This is a genomic window from Nocardia sp. BMG111209 (assembly GCF_000381925.1).
In the GTDB taxonomy this organism is placed as follows: domain Bacteria; phylum Actinomycetota; class Actinomycetes; order Mycobacteriales; family Mycobacteriaceae; genus Nocardia.
In genome coordinates this window covers 1,459,253-1,474,360 of record NZ_KB907307.1, presented here as the reverse complement: position 1 = coordinate 1,474,360, position 15,108 = coordinate 1,459,253, and the positions used below count along the sequence as shown (strand labels likewise).

Here is a 15,108-nt window from a genome sequence, read left to right as displayed (position 1 = left end):
GACCGTCGCTTGTAGGCTGATCGGATGATGTCGACGGCGCAGGTACTCGGTATCGGTGGCGCAATGCTGTTGGGGGCCATGGCGCCCGGTCCCGACTTCGTGATCGTGACCAGAAACGCCATGTTATCCGGCCGTCGCGCAGGCGTATCTTCGGCCGCGGGAATCGGACTCGGCGTCTTCGTCTGGGCCGCACTGAGTGGATTCGGGGTCGCGGGCCTGCTGGCCGCCTCGGCACGTGCCTTCACGATCGTAAAGGTGGCGGGCGCAATCTATCTGATGTTTCTCGGGATTCGCGCATTGCTGGCCGCTCGCCGCGGCGGTTACGCGAACCCGGACGCGACCTCCGCGCGGCCGGTCGGCGTCTCGGCCGGATTCCGTCAGGGACTGGTCAGCAACCTCCTCAACCCCAAGGCCGCGGTCTTCTTCCTCGCCCTGATGCCCCAATTCCTGCCCGCCGCACCGGCACTCGCCGACACTCTGGAACTGAGCACGCTCACCGCCCTCGTCACCGGGGCCTGGTTCGTGGCGCTGGCCCTGGGCATCGCCACCCTGCGGCACATCTTCACCCGCACCCGCGTGCGGCGCGCCATCGACGCCGCGATGGGTACCGTACTCGTGGCGCTCGGGCTGCGGATCGCGATCGCCGCCCACTGACACCGCCCTTGTGCACAAGCACAACCGGGCTCGCGCGACGCGGTGGCGGGTAATCAGGATCGGTCGCCGCGCCGACGGGGTAGATTGTCTGTATCCGTCGGTTACCGATAACTAGGAGGCGCGACCGTGCCCGCACCCGATGCCGCGACATTCGAACGGTTGAGTTCCTACGCGTCGATCCGGTCGCGCGCCGACCGGGACACCCGGACGATCACCGCGGTGTTCACCGGTGAGCCGCTGGGCACCGTCCCCGTCGGCACCGCCGAGGACGTCGCCGCGGCCGTCGAGACCGCCCGCACCGCGCAGCGGCAGTGGGCCGCGCGGCCCGTGCGGGAGCGGGCCGCGATCGTCGAGCGGTACCGGGCATTGCTGGTCGCCGAGCGGGATCGGCTGATGGACATCATCCAGGCCGAAACCGGTAAGGCGCGCTGGGCCGCCCAGGAGGAGATCATCGGAATGATCTTCGCCGCACGCTGGTTCGCCAAGGCGGCCCCGAATCTGCTGGCGCCGCACCGGGTTCCGGGCGCCTTCCCGGTGCTGAACCGGGCGACGGTCCGGCATCAGCCCAAGGGCGTCGTCGGCGTCATCGCGCCGTGGAACTATCCGATGCTGCTGGCCATCGGCGACGCGATCCCGGCACTGCTGGCCGGCAACGCCGTGGTGGTGAAACCGGACAGCCAGACACCGTATTCGGCGCTGGTGAACGTCGACCTGCTGCGCCGGGCCGGCCTGCCGGAGGGGCTGCTGCAGGTGATCCCGGGACCCGGCACGGTGGTCGGCACCGCGATCGTGGATTCGTGCGACTTCCTGATGTTCACCGGGTCGTCGGGGACCGGCGCCGCGCTGGCCCAGCAGTGCGGCCGGCGGCTGATCGGTTTCGCCGCCGAACTCGGCGGCAAGAATCCGATGATCGTCACGCGCAGTGCCGATCTCGGCAAAGCGGCCAAGGCGGCGGTGCGGGCCTGCTTCTCCAACGCGGGGCAGCTGTGCATCTCGATCGAGCGGCTGTATGTCGAGCAGTCGGTGGCCGAGGAGTTCACCACGAAGTTCACCGCGGCGGTCCGCGCGGCGAAACTCGGTGCGGCATACGACTTCTCCACCGATATCGGCAGCCTCATCTCCGAGGCCCAGCTGGAGACGGTCACCAAGCACGTCGCCGACGCGGTGTCCAAGGGCGCGACCGTACTCGCCGGTGGCAACGCCCGGCCGGATCTGGGCCCGTTGTTCTTCGAGCCGACCGTGCTCAGTGGCGTCACCGACGAGATGGAGTGCGGCCGCAACGAGACCTTCGGCCCGCTGGTGTCGATCTACCCGGTCGCCGACGTCGAGGAGGCGGTGGTCCGCGCCAACGACACCGAATACGGGCTCAACGCCAGCGTGTGGGCCGGTACCGCCGCCGAGGGCGAGGCGATCGCGCAGCGGCTGCGTACCGGCACGGTGTGCGTGAACGAGGGTTATGCACCCGCGTGGGCCACCACCGCGGCCCCGATGGGCGGTATGGGCATCTCCGGCGTCGGCCGCCGGCACGGCCCCGACGGCCTGCTGAAATTCACCGAGGCGCAGAACGTGGTGACCACGCGACTGTTCAATCTCGATGCGCCGTACGGGATCTCGCAGTCCACCTGGCAGCCCGCACTGATGGCGATGGCCCGCGCGATCCGGTTCCTGCCCGGCCGGTAGCCCGGCTCACTTGTTCAGGAAGATCCCGGCCACGTCCGCGTTCTTGATCGGGGTGCTCGCGTTGCGCTGGGTGCCGCACAGGAAGTCCACCGACACCAGCGTCGCGTCGACGGTCGTCCCGGCGGGTTCGTGCTGATCGCCGGTCTGCTGTTTGACGAACTTGGTGATCGTCATGCGCTTGGTGTCCTGGTCCTGCTTGACGTAATCGCTGCACGGGGTGTCACCACCCTTGTTGAGCGCCTGCTGCACCTCGGTGCACCCGGTGAGCAGTGCCGCGGCCACCGTCGCGACGGCGACACCCGCCATGGGCCAGCGCAGCAACCTCATCGACGCGTTCTCCTTCGTTCGTCCGGACTGTCACCTGTCAGCCTAAGCCTGAATCCACCGATGAATTCGGTGTATTTGGGTGTGTCGAAATGAAGAAAGTGCCTTCTGACCTGGGATGATTGGAGTTACCACACAACAACCAAGACAAGTTCCGAAAGACACTTTCAGTGCGATTGTTCCACAGGTTCGCCGAGTCCTCGGCGAGGTTCGATGATGATGGCCTCGTGTCGGTGGCGGGGTTGGTTCCGGTGATGACCCTGGCCGAGCAGACGGGTCTGACCAGGCTGTTGACCGAGAAAATTGCCATCGACGCGCCACGAGTCAAGTCCGGGTCGGTGAACCCGGCACCGAAACTGGCCACGTTGATCGCCGGGATGTGTGCGGGTGCGGACAGCATCGACGATATCGGTCTGCTGCGCAGCGGCGGGTGCAAGACGCTGTTCAGTGGCGTGTATGCGCCCTCGACGGTCGGGACTCTGTTGCGGGAGTTCACATTCGGTCACGCCAAGCAGTTGGAGTCGGTGATGCGCGAGCATCTGCTGGCCTTGACCGCGCGCGCGGATCTGTTGCCCGGTGCGGCTGTGCGGACCTTCGTCGATATCGATTCGCTGCTGCGCCCGGTCTATGGCCACCAGAAGCAGGGCGCGTCGTACGGGCACACGAAGATTGCTGGGAAAAAGGTTCTCCGCAAAGGACTTTCACCCCTGGCAACCACGATCAGCACCGACCTGGCGGCACCGGTGATCGCCGGGATACGGCTACGCGCAGGTAAGACCGGCTCGGGCAAAGGTGCCGCATCGATGGTTACCGCCGCGATCGGCACCGCTCGTGCCGCCCGCGCCACCGGCATCGTGCTGGTGCGTGGGGACTCCGCATACGGCACCCGCAAAGTCGTGTGCGCCGCGTTGCGCGCCGGGGCACAGTTCTCGCTGGTACTGACCAAGAATTCGGCGGTCAACGCCGCGATCACCGCGATCGGCGAAGACCAATGGACTCCGGTGCGGTATCCCGGTGCCGTGCGTGATCCCGATACCGGTGAGTGGATCTCCGACGCCGAGGTCGCCGAAATCTCTTATACCGCTTTCGCTTCCACGAAAGACCGGACCACCGCGAGGCTGATCGTGCGCCGGGTGAAAGACGCCCGATACCCCGATGCCCTGTTCCCGGTCTGGCGGTATCACCCGTTCTTCACCAACTCCACCGAGCCCGTCGCCGATGCCGACATCACCCACCGCAAACACGCCATCATCGAAACCGTGTTCGCCGACCTGATCGACGGGCCACTGGCTCACATTCCGTCCGGGAAATTCGGCGCCAACTTCGCCTGGGTCCTGTGCGCCGCGATCGCCCACAACCTGCTGCGCACCGCCGGAATACTGGCCGGTGGCCGACTCGGCCGGGCCCGCGGATCGACCCTGCGCCGCAAAATCATCACCATCCCCGCCCGGCTCGCTCGCCCTCAACGGCGTCCCATCCTGCACCTGCCCCGCTGCTGGCCCTGGGCGGACGCATGGCTCACGTTGTGGCACAACACAATCGGTTACACACCACCACAACCCGACAGCATCTGACCATCCCCGCCCGACGGGCCCGAACCGAGGACTCACGTGGAAAAGCTGGCCAGGCCAGCGGCTACCCCACGCCCGAAACCCGCTGGTCCGCGCGCCGCAGGCGCGCGGACCAGCACGAAACCCCCGTCAGTGGATTCAGGCTAAGGCGTGCGGCCGGTGCGGCGTTCCCAGCTCGGGCCATCGCGACACACGGGCGCGGCACAGCGAATCCCGATAGCCTTCGGGGCCGTGAACGCTTCGCAGTTGCCGGATCTGTCGCAGATCACCGGCCACCTGACCGCCGTATCCCCGCCACCACCGCTGTGGGTGGTGATCGTGACGGGTGTCGCGGCGTTGCTGCTGGTCGGCTATCCGCCCGTGTGGCGGGTGCTGCGGACCGGCGTGACCATCGCGCACGAGATCGGGCACGCGGTGGTGGCGGTGCTGACCGGCCGGACGCTGCGCGGGGTGCGGCTGCACTCCGACACGTCGGGGGTGACCGTCTCGCGCGGTAAGCCGTACGGGCTGGGCATGATCCTGACCACGATGGCCGGTTATCCGGCCCCGTCGGCGCTCGGGGTCGGCTGCGCGGCGCTGGTGGCGGCCGGACGGCTGACGCTGATGCTGTGGCTCCTGGTGGGGGCGCTGGTGGTGCTGCTGGTTTTCATCCGCAACCTGTTCGGGTTGCTCGCGGTGGTGTGCACCGGTGCGCTGGTGTTCCTGGTGTCGTGGTTCGGCTCGCCGGTGACCCAGAGCGTATTCGGTTACGCGGCCACCTGGTTCCTGCTGCTCGGCGGTGCGCGCGCGGTGGTGGAACTGCAGCGGGTGCACACTCGTGGCGACGGCTCCGACGCCGATCAGCTGGCGGGACTGACCCGGGTGCCGCCGCTGCTGTGGGTGGTGCTGTTCGGGCTGGTCGCGGTGGCGGCGCTGGCGTTCGGCGGACGGCTGCTGCTCGGGGCCTGGCCGCCGATCGGCACTCTCTAGATACCGCCTGCGTGGTCCCGCCAGGCCTGGGCCTCGGCGAGGTTGCCCTGCCGGCGCAGTATCGCGGCCAGGCCGGCCATCGCGCGCACGTCGCCGTGGTCGGCGGCCACCCGCCACCAGTGTTCGGCCTCGCGCAATTCGCCGCGGCGGTAGCGCAGCACACCCAGGTCGTAGGCGGCGCCGGCGTGACCGCGCGCGGCCGCCTGCGTCCACAATTCGCACGCCTGATCCAGGTCGCCACGGCCGTGCATCGCCACACCCAGTTCGTACAGCGCACCGCGATAACGACTCTCGCCGGTCGGAACGATCCGAACGGCGACTTCCACGACCAGATCGGCGAAACTCACCGGGCCCACGCCGATACTGCACCGCAACAACGGATTCCCGGTCGAAGTGCGATCTATCAGAACTCCGTAATTACCCGTCCAGGACATCACCTCGCCGCCGGCCTCCATCCATACCGGGGTGAGGGTGATCGCGGCCTCCGGGCTCGCCGCGCACACGTCCAGCGAAATCCCCGCGGCGATCGCGTCGGACCAGACGTCGACACCCAGCAACCGCCGCTCGCCCAGGGCGACATGGCCGCCGATCACCGACAATCCGATGCCGAGGCCGAGCAGTCCCGGTGGTGGCGAACTCTCGTGCAGGGCCAGATCGACGACCACCGGATCCGTGCCCAGCGCTTCCGAATACAACGGATGAACCGTCGCGCCGTGCCAATCGACCGGGTCGGCTCCGGCATATCGAGCAGCGAGTGCCGGCTCGTCGTATGTGCCGATCGTGGACGGCCGGGTCATCGTGGTCCGCCTTTCGGTAGAGCCGATTCGATGGCTGTCGCGATACCGTATCGCGTCCGTGCCGGAAAAACTCTCGAATTGTTCAGGGTCCGATTCGCCGCTTGTTTCCCGCGCCGGAATTCGGCAGGTGCGGAATCAATTCGGAAAATCGGTCGATATTCTCGAAAAGGGCAAATTCACAACGGACCGAAACCGTTCATCTGCAGGCTGCCGTGACAGTAGAGCGCGGTGCCGAACGGACCGGACACCGGTACCGGATCGTCGGGCAGGAATACCGCCACCGCGACCGCCCGCACCGGCTCCTCCGTACCGCAGGGCGATTCGTTCCCGGCGCCGGTCACCGCCCGGCCGCCGGCGGCCAGCACCGCACCCGCGGGTACCGCCAGCGCGAGGTCCGCGCCGGGCTGGCAGGCCGGGCAGTCGGCGCCACCGTGCCCGTCGTCGGGGCGCACGCGCAACCGGCCGCGCAGTGCGCACTCCCGGTCGGAGTGGTTGATCAGCCACACCTCGACCCCGCGATGCCCGGCGCCGTCGCCGGCCATGCTGTGGAACGCCTGCGCGGTGAAGTCGTCCGCGTGGCAGTGCGGGAGGTCGGCGACCGGATCCACATCCGCGCCGACCGCGTGGGCGGGCCGGGTCAGCGGATGGACCACCAGCCGATCGCCGCGGCACACGTGCAGTTCGTCGGCGGGCTCACCGCCCAGGGTCACCGCGGCGGTCAGCGGCGTGGTCTCGCCCGGCAGCGTGACCCGGGCGACGCCCGGCTGCGGGCAGCCCATCACCGCCTCGCCGGAATATTCGACGCGGACCACGAATTCGGCCGTACCGCCCGGCGCCAGCGCCACCGGACGCGGGGTCACGGCCGCGTGGCCGATCGCGACCTGCGGCAGCTCCGACAGTTCCACATCGGCGAATCCGGTCGCCACGCAATCGCGGATACCGGTGTTGTGCACCGTCACCAACAGGGCGTTCGAGCGGCTGGTGGAACTGGTGGTAGCCACCTCGGCGCTGAGATCGCCGGTGTGGCATCGGGCATCGGCCTCGACACCGGGTGGGCCGGAACAGGCGACCACGGCGGTGGCGACGACGGGCAGCAGTGCGGCCGCGGCCGCCGACCGGACGAGGTGCACGTTCCGCACCGGCGGTCCTCCTCTTCGAGTCACCTCATAGTGACACCTCACGGCGCAGCGGGCGGGCGAAATGTCAGGTCCGGGTTCGTTTCCCGGCGAGTTGCGCGACCCGCGCGCGGGCGGGTCGGGGCGCGGCGTTTCCCCGGCGACGAGACGCCGGCCGACCGCGGCGGCCACGTCGTCCGGCGGGAGTGCGCGCGGCGACCTGCCCCCGACCTCCCGCGAGCGGCGCCGGCGCCGACCCGCCGACCGCGGGTCCGGCCGCAGCCGCGCCGGGACAGCAGAATGTAAGCCGTGACCGGATTCCGACTGCCGCCCGCCCGCCGTGAGGAGCTGGCCGCGCTGCTGGCCGACGGCGTCCGGTTCGGCGCCGAATATCCCAGCGCCGCAGACTATCTCGCGGTGGCGCCGCGGCTGACGGGCAGCGGTGACGAGGCGGCCGACCGCGAGTTCGATCTGCGGATGCTGCACTACCTGGCCGGCGGCGAGAGCCCGAATCCCTACTGGGACATCGTCGCCCCCGCGGTCACCGGCGGGAACGGGCACCGGCGGGAGATCACCGGCGGCGCGCCGACCGGTAGCGCGCGGCTGGGCTACGCGCAGACGGTGCTGCAGGCCGCGTACGCCTACGCCGTCCCGTCACCCGCGACGCTGGCCTGGGTGGCGGCGGTGTGCGCGGGCCGACGGATACTGGAAATCGGTGCGGGGCGCGGATATTGGGCGCATCAGCTGGCCCGGTGCGGCGTCGAGGTGGTGGCGGCCGATTCGCAACCGCCGCAGTGGCAGGACAATCCGTCGTTCCCGGCGGTGTCCGGGCTGCCGGTGGCGTGGCATCCGATCGCGCATCCGGACGAATTGGCCGGGGAGTGGTCCGGCAGTGTCCTGCTGCTGTGCTGGCCGCCGGGCTGGGGCGCGCCGATGGCCTCGCAGGCGCTGGCCACCTTCCGGGCCGCCGGCGGCACCGATCTGATCTACATCGGGGAACCGCGCGGCGGCCGGACCGGCGACGACGCGTTCTTCGAGATGCTCGGCGCCGGCTGGGAACTCGCCGGCGCCGATCCCGGATTCGTGTCCTGGTGGAATCTGCGCGACCGGGCCGAGCACTGGATCGCCCGGACCGGCCCGGCCGCACCGTGATTCGGCGCGGGCCGACGATTCAGCGCAGCGCCGGGGCGATCTCGCGTTCGAACAGTTCGATGCCGGAGCGATCGTAGGCGGATTCGGGGAAGTTCAGGATCGCGTAGCCCAGGCCCAGATCCCGCAACTGCCGTAGATGCGCCACCACCTGTTCCGGGGTGCCGATCGCCTGGCCCGGGGTCCGCAGGATGTTCTGCACATACCCCTTCGCCGCGTCGGGCCCGATGATCGGCTCGTAGCGCGCGGTCAGCTCCGCCAGCCGCTGTTCCACCTCGGACTCGGTCTCGGCGATCACCGCGTTGAAGTTCGAGCTGCGCACGATGGCGTCGAAATCGGTTCCCTCCCGGTCACAGTGGCCGCGCAGGATCTCCGATTTGTGCGTGAACACCTCCGGCGCACCGGCGAAATTGGTGTACTGCGCGTACTTCGCCGCGATCCGCAGCGTCTTCTGCTCGCCGCCGCCGGCCACCCAGATCGGAATTCCGCCCGGCTGCAACGGCAACGGCCGCACGATGGCGTGGTCCACCTGATAATACTTCCCGGCCAGAGTGGCCTCCCCGGTGGTCCACGCCTGCCGGAAGATCTGCACGCCCTCGTCCAACCGGCCCAGCCGCTCGCCCGCCGAGGGGAAGCCGTAACCGTATGCGCGCCATTCGTGTTCGTACCAGCCGCCGCCGATACCCATCTCGACCCGGCCACCGGAGACGATGTCGACCGTGGCCGCCACCTTCGCCAGATAGGCCGGATTGCGATAGCTGATCGCGGTGCACATCTGCCCCAGCCGGACCCGCGAGGTGGACGCCCCGAAGGCCGACATCAGCGTCCACGCCTCGTGGGTGGCCTCCTCGGTGGGCACCGGGATCGTATGGAAGTGGTCGTACACCCAGATCGACTCGAAGGTGTCCCCGGCGTCCACGTACTGCGCCAGATCCCGCATCGTCTGCCACTGCGCCGCCGGGTCGATGCCGACGAGATCCAGTCGCCAGCCCTGCGGAATGAATATGCCGAAACGCACACCGTCTCCTTCACCCGTGATCGGAACCGGGCCGCAGCTCGGGCTGCGGTCCCGGACTCACTGTTCCGATCCGCCGCCGATCCCGCAACCGCCGGACGGCCGGAACCGATCACGGATACCGATCAGATGAGCGCGCGCAGCGGTCCCTCCGGTTCGATGCCCAGCAGCGACAGCGCCGACGAGTGGTAGTTGGGCCCCGGGACGTGGATGGCATGCTGCAACCCCACGTGCGCGTCGCGCCAGAACCGTTGCAGCGGATTGCCGCGCCGCACGGCGTTGCCGCCGGAGCGGGCGAAGATCTGGTCGACCGCGGTCACCGCCCGCCAGGCGCAGCGAATCTGGTTGCGCCGCACCAGGGATCGATCCTCGAAGCCGATCTCGCCGCCGGCCTCGATCCGGTCGTACAACCGGCTGATGCCGTCGAGCAGCTGGGTCCGCGAGGCGGCGATGTCGGCGGCGGCCTCGGAGATCGCGTACAGCGAATACGGATCGCTGCGGACCGGTCCGCCGATCGCACCCACCCGGGCCCGCTGATAGTCCAGGTGCGCGGCCAGCGCGCCCTCGCAGATGCCGATCACCGCGCCGGTGATCCCGAGCGGGAACATCGTCCAGAACGGCAGTTTGTACACGGTTTCGGTGCGCCCGGCCCGCTCCGCCGCCGCGGCGCCCTCGGCCACCTCGCCGGCGTCGATCGTGCGGTAGGCGGGGATGAAGGCGCCGTCGACGATCACGTCCTTGCTGCCGGTGCCGGACAGCCCGATCACATCCCAGGAGTCGTCGACGATGGTGTAGTCGGCGCGCGGCAGCACCACGTGCAGGCTGCGCACCGGCTGGGCCGGCTTGCCGTCGGGGCCCGCGACCAGCGCGCCCAGGAAGATCCAGTCGCAGTGGTCGGTGCCGGAGGAGAAGTTCCAGCGGCCCTTCAGGGTGTAACCGCCGTCGACGGGTGTGGCCAGGCCCTGCGGCGCGTACGGCGAGGCGATCCAGGTGTCGGGATCGCCGCCCCACACCTCGGCCGGTAGGCGCGGGTCCATCAGCGCCATCTCCCACGGATGCACCCCGCCGACCCCGCACACCCAGCCGGTGGAGCCGCACACCTTGGCCACCGCCATCACCGCCTCGGCGAAGTCGCGCGGATGGGCGGCGTATCCGCCGAATTCGACCGGCTGCAACATCCGCATCACCCCGGCCTGCCGGACCAGCGCGACACTCTCGTCCGACAACCGGCCCAGCCGCTCGGTCTCCGCCGCGGTCCCGGCCAGCTTCCCGGCGAGTTCCTCGACCCGTGCAACCACCTCGTGCGTCATCGCATACCTCCGAACGGTCGACCCAGCCGTCCCGGCGGCCACCGGCGCTGGGCTGTCTCCGCCGACGGTAGGACGCACCCACCCCGGCCACGGGCAAAAGTCCGCTCACCGGGATGCGATTCGGATGCGGGCGCCGACCCGGCGGCGAGGTAATCTCCCGACCGGCGCGGGATCATCGGGCACCGGCGCGCGGAGCCGGCACGAGCACAGGAGCGGATCCGTATGGCGGTGAGCATCAAGGACGTGGCCCGGCGGGCCGGTGTGTCGCTGGGCACCGTCAGCAACGTGCTCAACCGGCCCGATCACGTCGCCCCCGCCACGCGCGAGCGGGTCCGGCAGGCGATCGCCGAAATCGGTTACGTGCGCAACGATTCCGCCCGCCAGCTACGCGCGGGCCGCAGCCGCACGCTGGCGATGGTGGTGCTGGACATGGCGAATCCGTTCTTCACCGATGTCGCGCGCGGCGCCGAGGAGGAGGCCGCGGGGCAGGGCGCGATGCTGGTGCTGTGCAACAGCGGGTCCGACGCACGCCGGGAGCGCCGGCATCTGGAGCAGATCGCCGAGCAGCGGATGCGCGGCGTACTGCTCACCCCGGTGCTCGGTTCCGGTGACGATCCGCTGGAAATGCTTGCCGCCCAGAGCATTCCGGCCGTCCTGGTCGATCGGGGCAGTCCGCGACCGGATCGCTGCTCGGTCACCGTCGACGATGTGCTCGGCGGCCGGCTGGCCGCGCGGCACCTGCTCGAGCTCGGGCACACCCATCTCGGCTTCGTCGGCGGCCCGGTGTCGGTGACGCAGGTCGCCGATCGGCTGCACGGCGCGGCCGAGGTGGCCCGCGGTGCGGGTGCTCGCCTGGACCACGTCGCCACCGCCGCCCCGACTGTGGCCGCCGGTCGCGACGCCACCGCCGCGCTGCTCACCGCCGCGATCCGGCCGACGGCCCTGTTCTGTGCCAACGACCTGCTGGCCCTCGGCGCGCTGCAGGCGTTGATCCTGGCCGGGCTCTCGGTGCCCGGCGATATGGCCGTGATCGGCTACGACGACATCGACTTCGCCGCCGCGGCCGCCGTGCCGCTGTCCTCGGTGCGGCAGCCCCGCGAGGAACTGGGCCGCAGCGCCGCCCGCCTGCTGCTGGAGGAGGCCGACGGCACCGCCGACCACCGCCATCAGCACGTGGTCTTCATGCCGGAACTGGTGGTCCGGCGGTCCACCGACCCCGGCTGCCGATAGCCGGACGATCCGCGTGCCGGTTCGAATTCGGGCTCGCGGCAGCGTATTGCGCACAATTTAATTTGGCACTACAGTATCGAGGGTGACCGACCCGCTGGCGCTCGACAATCAGCTGTGCTTCCCGCTCTACGCGGCATCACGGGCGATGACCGCGGTGTACCGCACCGAGCTGGACGCGCTGGGCCTCACCTATCCGCAATATCTGGTGATGCTCGCGCTGTGGGAGCGCGACGGCCGCAGCGTCGGTGACCTGTGCGCCACGCTGGCGCTGGATTCCGGCACCCTCTCGCCGCTGCTGAAGCGGCTGGAGTCGGCCGGTCTGGTGGAGCGCCGCCGCAGTACCGACGACGAGCGGCGCGTCGGGATCACCCTCACCGAGACCGGCCGCCGGCTGCGCGAGGACGCCTGCGAGGTTCCGCTGCGGATCGCGGAGTCGACCGGCATGTCACGGGAGGACATGGTGACGCTGCGCGATGCGCTGCAGCGCCTCACTCGGGCACTCACGGCCCACACTCACCCGAAGGAGAACTGATCATGGCAGTCCTGTACACCGCCGAGGCCCTCGCCACCGGCGACGGCCGCAACGGTCACGGCCGCACCAGCGACGGTCGCCTGGACGTGGATCTGGCGATGCCGAAGGAGCTGGGCGGCAGCGGCGAGGGCACCAACCCGGAGCAGCTGTTCGCCATCGGATACGCCGCCTGCTACCACTCCGCGCTGCGGCTGGTCGGCCGCCAGGACGGGGTGAACATCGACGATTCCTCGGTCGGCGCCAAGGTCGGCCTCGGCCCCAACGAGACCGGCGGCTTCGCGCTGGAGGTCACCCTCGAGATCACCCTCCCGCACCTGCCGCACGACGAGGCGCAGGCGCTGGCCGACAAGGCGCACCAGGTGTGCCCGTACTCCAACGCCACCCGCGGCAACATCCCCGTCCACATCGTGGTCACCGACGACTGATCGTCCCCGCACGGTCCCTTCGGCGCGTCGCCCGGCTCGGGTGGCGCGCCGAGCCATGTGGAACACGTTGCAAAAAAGTTGCCACCGGCGCAGGTGAAACGGTCACGGCGGAGGCGAATCGGTGTCATGCTTCACGGCACTCGAATTCGTTTCGGATCCCGAAAGGGGTTGCCATGTCCACTGCTTCCACCGTCGAGGGCGCCGGTGTGTCCGATTCGACGGACGACACCGGCCGGCTCGACGGGGCCTCGCCGCGCCGAATCTGGTCGGTGCTACTTGTTATCGTTCTGTTCAGCGAGATCGCGCCGACGCAGTACACGATGGTCGCCGCCGCGCTGCAGAAGATCGCGCCGTCGTTCCCCGGCGTGGGGGCCAACATCACGTGGACGATGATCGCGTTCGGTCTCGTCGGCGCCTCCGCGTCGCCGCTGATCGGCAAGATGAGCGACGTCTGGGGGAAGAAGCGACTGTTCCTCATCTGCGGCGTGCTGTTCGCCGTGGGCTGCCTGCTGTCGGCGCTCACCTCGAACTGGTGGGTGTTCCTCGCCGGTCGCTGCCTGCAGGCCACCGCGATCGCGACCGCGGTGGTGTCCTACGGCCTGATCCGGGATCTGTTGCCGCGCAGGCTCGTTCCCGTCGGGCTGGGCCTGACCGCGACCGGTTTCGGCTTCTCCGCGGCGCTGGCGCCCCTGCTGGCCGGCTGGCTGGTCGACAACTACCAGTGGCGGGCGATGTTCTGGTTCCTGTTCGGCTTCACCGTGCTGATGCTGCCGGTCGTGGCCCTGGTGGTGCCGGATTCCAAACTGCGCGTACGGGAACCGATCGATATCGCCGGCGCGGCCCTGCTGTCCGGCGGCACCGCACTGGTCCTGATCTACATCGACAAGGGGCAGGACTGGGGCTGGGGACGGCCGCTGACGCTGCTGTGGCTGATCGGCGGTCTGCTGCTGCTGGCAGTGTTCGTCCTGGTGGAACTGCGGGTGCGGATCCCGGTGGTCGACATCCGGCTGCTGGCGCATCCACGGGTCAGCCTGGTGCTGATCACCGCGCTGTTCACCTCCTGCATGGTCGGCATCCAGGGCTACGCGATCGCCTACATGGTGCAGACGCCGAGTGAGGACATGCTGCGCGGCACCATCGTGAACAGCACCATCGACACCGCCGCCCAGCAGTACAAACTGCATCTGCTGCCGCAGGCCGTGCGGGTGATCATCGATCCGTCCTACAGCTACGGCGACGGGCTGACGCTGTTGCAGTTCGCGGTCCGGATCGCGCTGATCCAGGGCCTGCTCGGCATGATCTTCGGCGTGGTCGCGGGCCTGGTCGCCCGTCGTTTCGGTCCCTGGTACCCGCTGATCGCCTCGGTGGTGATCCTCGCCGGGGTCGGGGTGGCCGAGGTGTTCATGCCGCATCACTGGGGACTGTTCGCGCTGACCAGTGGGTTCTTCGGTATCGCGTTCGGGCTCTACTACGCTGCCGCGCCGACCCTGGTGGTCGAGGCGGTCCCGCAGGAGCAGCAGGGCATCAGCGTGGGGGTGCTGGGTGTGATGCAGAGTATGGGTGTCGCGATCGGCACCGCCGCGATCACCGCGTTCCTGAACAACAATCCGCTGCACGCGCAGGTGTCGGTGGCCGGGCAGACCCGCACCGCGCCCATCCCACAGGTGTTCGGCGAGCACGGATACGTGCTCGGATTCTGGTTCGCGGTCGCCACCTCGGTGATCGGCCTGCTGGTCGCGCTGTTCATGCGGCACGGGCGCACCCCGGCCACCGGCGGCACCGCCTTCTGACCGGTCATCGGCCGACCGGCCGCCATTCGGCGGCCAGGTCGGCCAGGAAGGCGTCGTCGACCGGGCGGCGGACCATCAGGGCCTGGAAGTAGAGCGGTCCGACGATGCGCGCGAAGGCCGCGTCGGACAGCGGGCCGACGATCTCGGTGAGCCGGTCGCGGCCCAGTTCCGCGATCCGGCGCAGTACCTCGCCCGCGGTCGGATCGTGTTCGGCGTGGGCCGCCAGCGCGGTGAGCGCGGCGGCGGTACCCGGCGTCGCCAGGTTGTCGCGCAGCGCGTGCAGGAATTCCAGCAGGTTCGCGGATTCGCCGGCGGCCGGCGCCTCCTGCAGCCGGTAGTACCGCAGCGCGGCATCGGTCAGCAGCTGATCGCGCGACGGCCAGTGCCGGTACAGGGTGTTGCGCGACACCCGGGAACGACGAGCGACGGCGGTGTACGTCACCGCCTCCGGACCCTCCGTGACGAGGATCTCCTGGGCACAGGCGAGTACATGCTCCTGGGTACGGTCGGCCCGCGGTCCGGGCCGGTCGTCGCGCATCACGCACCC

Annotated in this window: 15 protein-coding genes; 9 read left to right on the top strand and 6 right to left on the bottom strand. The window is 69.6% G+C overall.

Going from position 1 to position 15,108, the window contains the following annotated elements; genetic code table 11:
- Window positions 1–24 precede the first annotated feature (24 nt).
- On the top strand, window positions 25–654 hold the full coding sequence (locus tag G361_RS0106480; protein WP_026342757.1) for a LysE family translocator: 630 nt from the start codon (window positions 25–27) through the stop codon (window positions 652–654).
- Between the two features lie 126 nt (window positions 655–780).
- On the top strand, window positions 781–2,334 hold the full coding sequence (locus tag G361_RS0106475; protein ID WP_019926247.1) for a succinic semialdehyde dehydrogenase: 1,554 nt from the start codon (window positions 781–783) through the stop codon (window positions 2,332–2,334).
- Between the two features lie 6 nt (window positions 2,335–2,340).
- On the opposite strand, the gene G361_RS0106470 is transcribed toward G361_RS0106475, so the two are convergent.
- Window positions 2,341–2,661 carry a hypothetical protein gene (locus tag G361_RS0106470; RefSeq protein ID WP_155981331.1) on the bottom strand — a complete coding sequence of 107 codons (321 nt, stop codon included), beginning with the start codon at window positions 2,659–2,661 and terminating at the stop codon, window positions 2,341–2,343.
- Window positions 2,662–2,828: 167 nt separating this feature from the next.
- Here G361_RS0106470 and G361_RS0106465 point away from each other — a divergent pair, with 167 nt between their 5' ends.
- Entirely contained in the window at window positions 2,829–4,232 is a 1,404-nt protein-coding gene (locus G361_RS0106465) for an IS1380 family transposase (RefSeq protein ID WP_019925568.1), read from the top strand.
- Window positions 4,233–4,460: 228 nt separating this feature from the next.
- Complete coding sequence (locus G361_RS0106460; protein ID WP_019926245.1) at window positions 4,461–5,198, top strand: M50 family metallopeptidase; 738 nt, start codon at window positions 4,461–4,463, stop codon at window positions 5,196–5,198.
- On the opposite strand, the gene G361_RS0106455 is transcribed toward G361_RS0106460, so the two are convergent.
- Window positions 5,195–5,995: a tetratricopeptide repeat protein gene (locus tag G361_RS0106455; RefSeq protein ID WP_020647643.1), complete on the bottom strand. Its 801-nt coding sequence runs from the start codon at window positions 5,993–5,995 to the stop codon at window positions 5,195–5,197. The genes G361_RS0106460 and G361_RS0106455 overlap by 4 nt on opposite strands.
- Window positions 5,996–6,171: 176 nt before the next feature.
- Window positions 6,172–7,134 carry a DUF4232 domain-containing protein gene (locus G361_RS49165; RefSeq protein WP_019926244.1) on the bottom strand — a complete coding sequence of 321 codons (963 nt, stop codon included), beginning with the start codon at window positions 7,132–7,134 and terminating at the stop codon, window positions 6,172–6,174.
- A 285-nt stretch (window positions 7,135–7,419) separates the two neighbouring features.
- Here G361_RS49165 and G361_RS0106445 point away from each other — a divergent pair, with 285 nt between their 5' ends.
- Entirely contained in the window at window positions 7,420–8,262 is an 843-nt protein-coding gene (locus G361_RS0106445; protein ID WP_019926243.1) for a hypothetical protein, read from the top strand.
- Window positions 8,263–8,281: 19 nt separating this feature from the next.
- Here G361_RS0106445 and G361_RS0106440 read toward each other — a convergent pair whose 3' ends face one another.
- Both G361_RS0106440 and G361_RS0106435 read right to left on the bottom strand, forming a co-directional pair.
- Window positions 8,282–9,277, bottom strand: coding sequence for an LLM class F420-dependent oxidoreductase (locus G361_RS0106440; RefSeq protein ID WP_019926242.1), 996 nt, complete (start codon window positions 9,275–9,277; stop codon window positions 8,282–8,284).
- Window positions 9,278–9,399: 122 nt separating this feature from the next.
- Window positions 9,400–10,584: a hypothetical protein gene (locus tag G361_RS0106435; RefSeq protein WP_019926241.1), complete on the bottom strand. Its 1,185-nt coding sequence runs from the start codon at window positions 10,582–10,584 to the stop codon at window positions 9,400–9,402.
- A 222-nt stretch (window positions 10,585–10,806) separates the two neighbouring features.
- On the opposite strand from G361_RS0106435, the gene G361_RS0106430 reads away from it, so the two are divergent.
- The 4 genes from G361_RS0106430 to G361_RS0106415 all read left to right on the top strand — a co-directional run bounded on the left by G361_RS0106430 (window position 10,807) and on the right by G361_RS0106415 (window position 14,561).
- A complete protein-coding gene (locus G361_RS0106430) occupies window positions 10,807–11,814 on the top strand; it encodes a LacI family DNA-binding transcriptional regulator (RefSeq protein WP_019926240.1) in 1,008 nt (335 codons plus the stop codon).
- Between the two features lie 82 nt (window positions 11,815–11,896).
- Complete coding sequence (locus G361_RS0106425) at window positions 11,897–12,346, top strand: MarR family winged helix-turn-helix transcriptional regulator (RefSeq protein WP_019926239.1); 450 nt, start codon at window positions 11,897–11,899, stop codon at window positions 12,344–12,346.
- Between the two features lie 2 nt (window positions 12,347–12,348).
- Window positions 12,349–12,771 carry an organic hydroperoxide resistance protein gene (locus G361_RS0106420; RefSeq protein WP_019926238.1) on the top strand — a complete coding sequence of 141 codons (423 nt, stop codon included), beginning with the start codon at window positions 12,349–12,351 and terminating at the stop codon, window positions 12,769–12,771.
- Between the two features lie 173 nt (window positions 12,772–12,944).
- Complete coding sequence (locus G361_RS0106415; protein ID WP_019926237.1) at window positions 12,945–14,561, top strand: MFS transporter; 1,617 nt, start codon at window positions 12,945–12,947, stop codon at window positions 14,559–14,561.
- Between the two features lie 4 nt (window positions 14,562–14,565).
- Here G361_RS0106415 and G361_RS0106410 read toward each other — a convergent pair whose 3' ends face one another.
- Complete coding sequence (locus G361_RS0106410) at window positions 14,566–15,099, bottom strand: TetR/AcrR family transcriptional regulator (protein WP_019926236.1); 534 nt, start codon at window positions 15,097–15,099, stop codon at window positions 14,566–14,568.
- Window positions 15,100–15,108 lie beyond the last annotated feature (9 nt).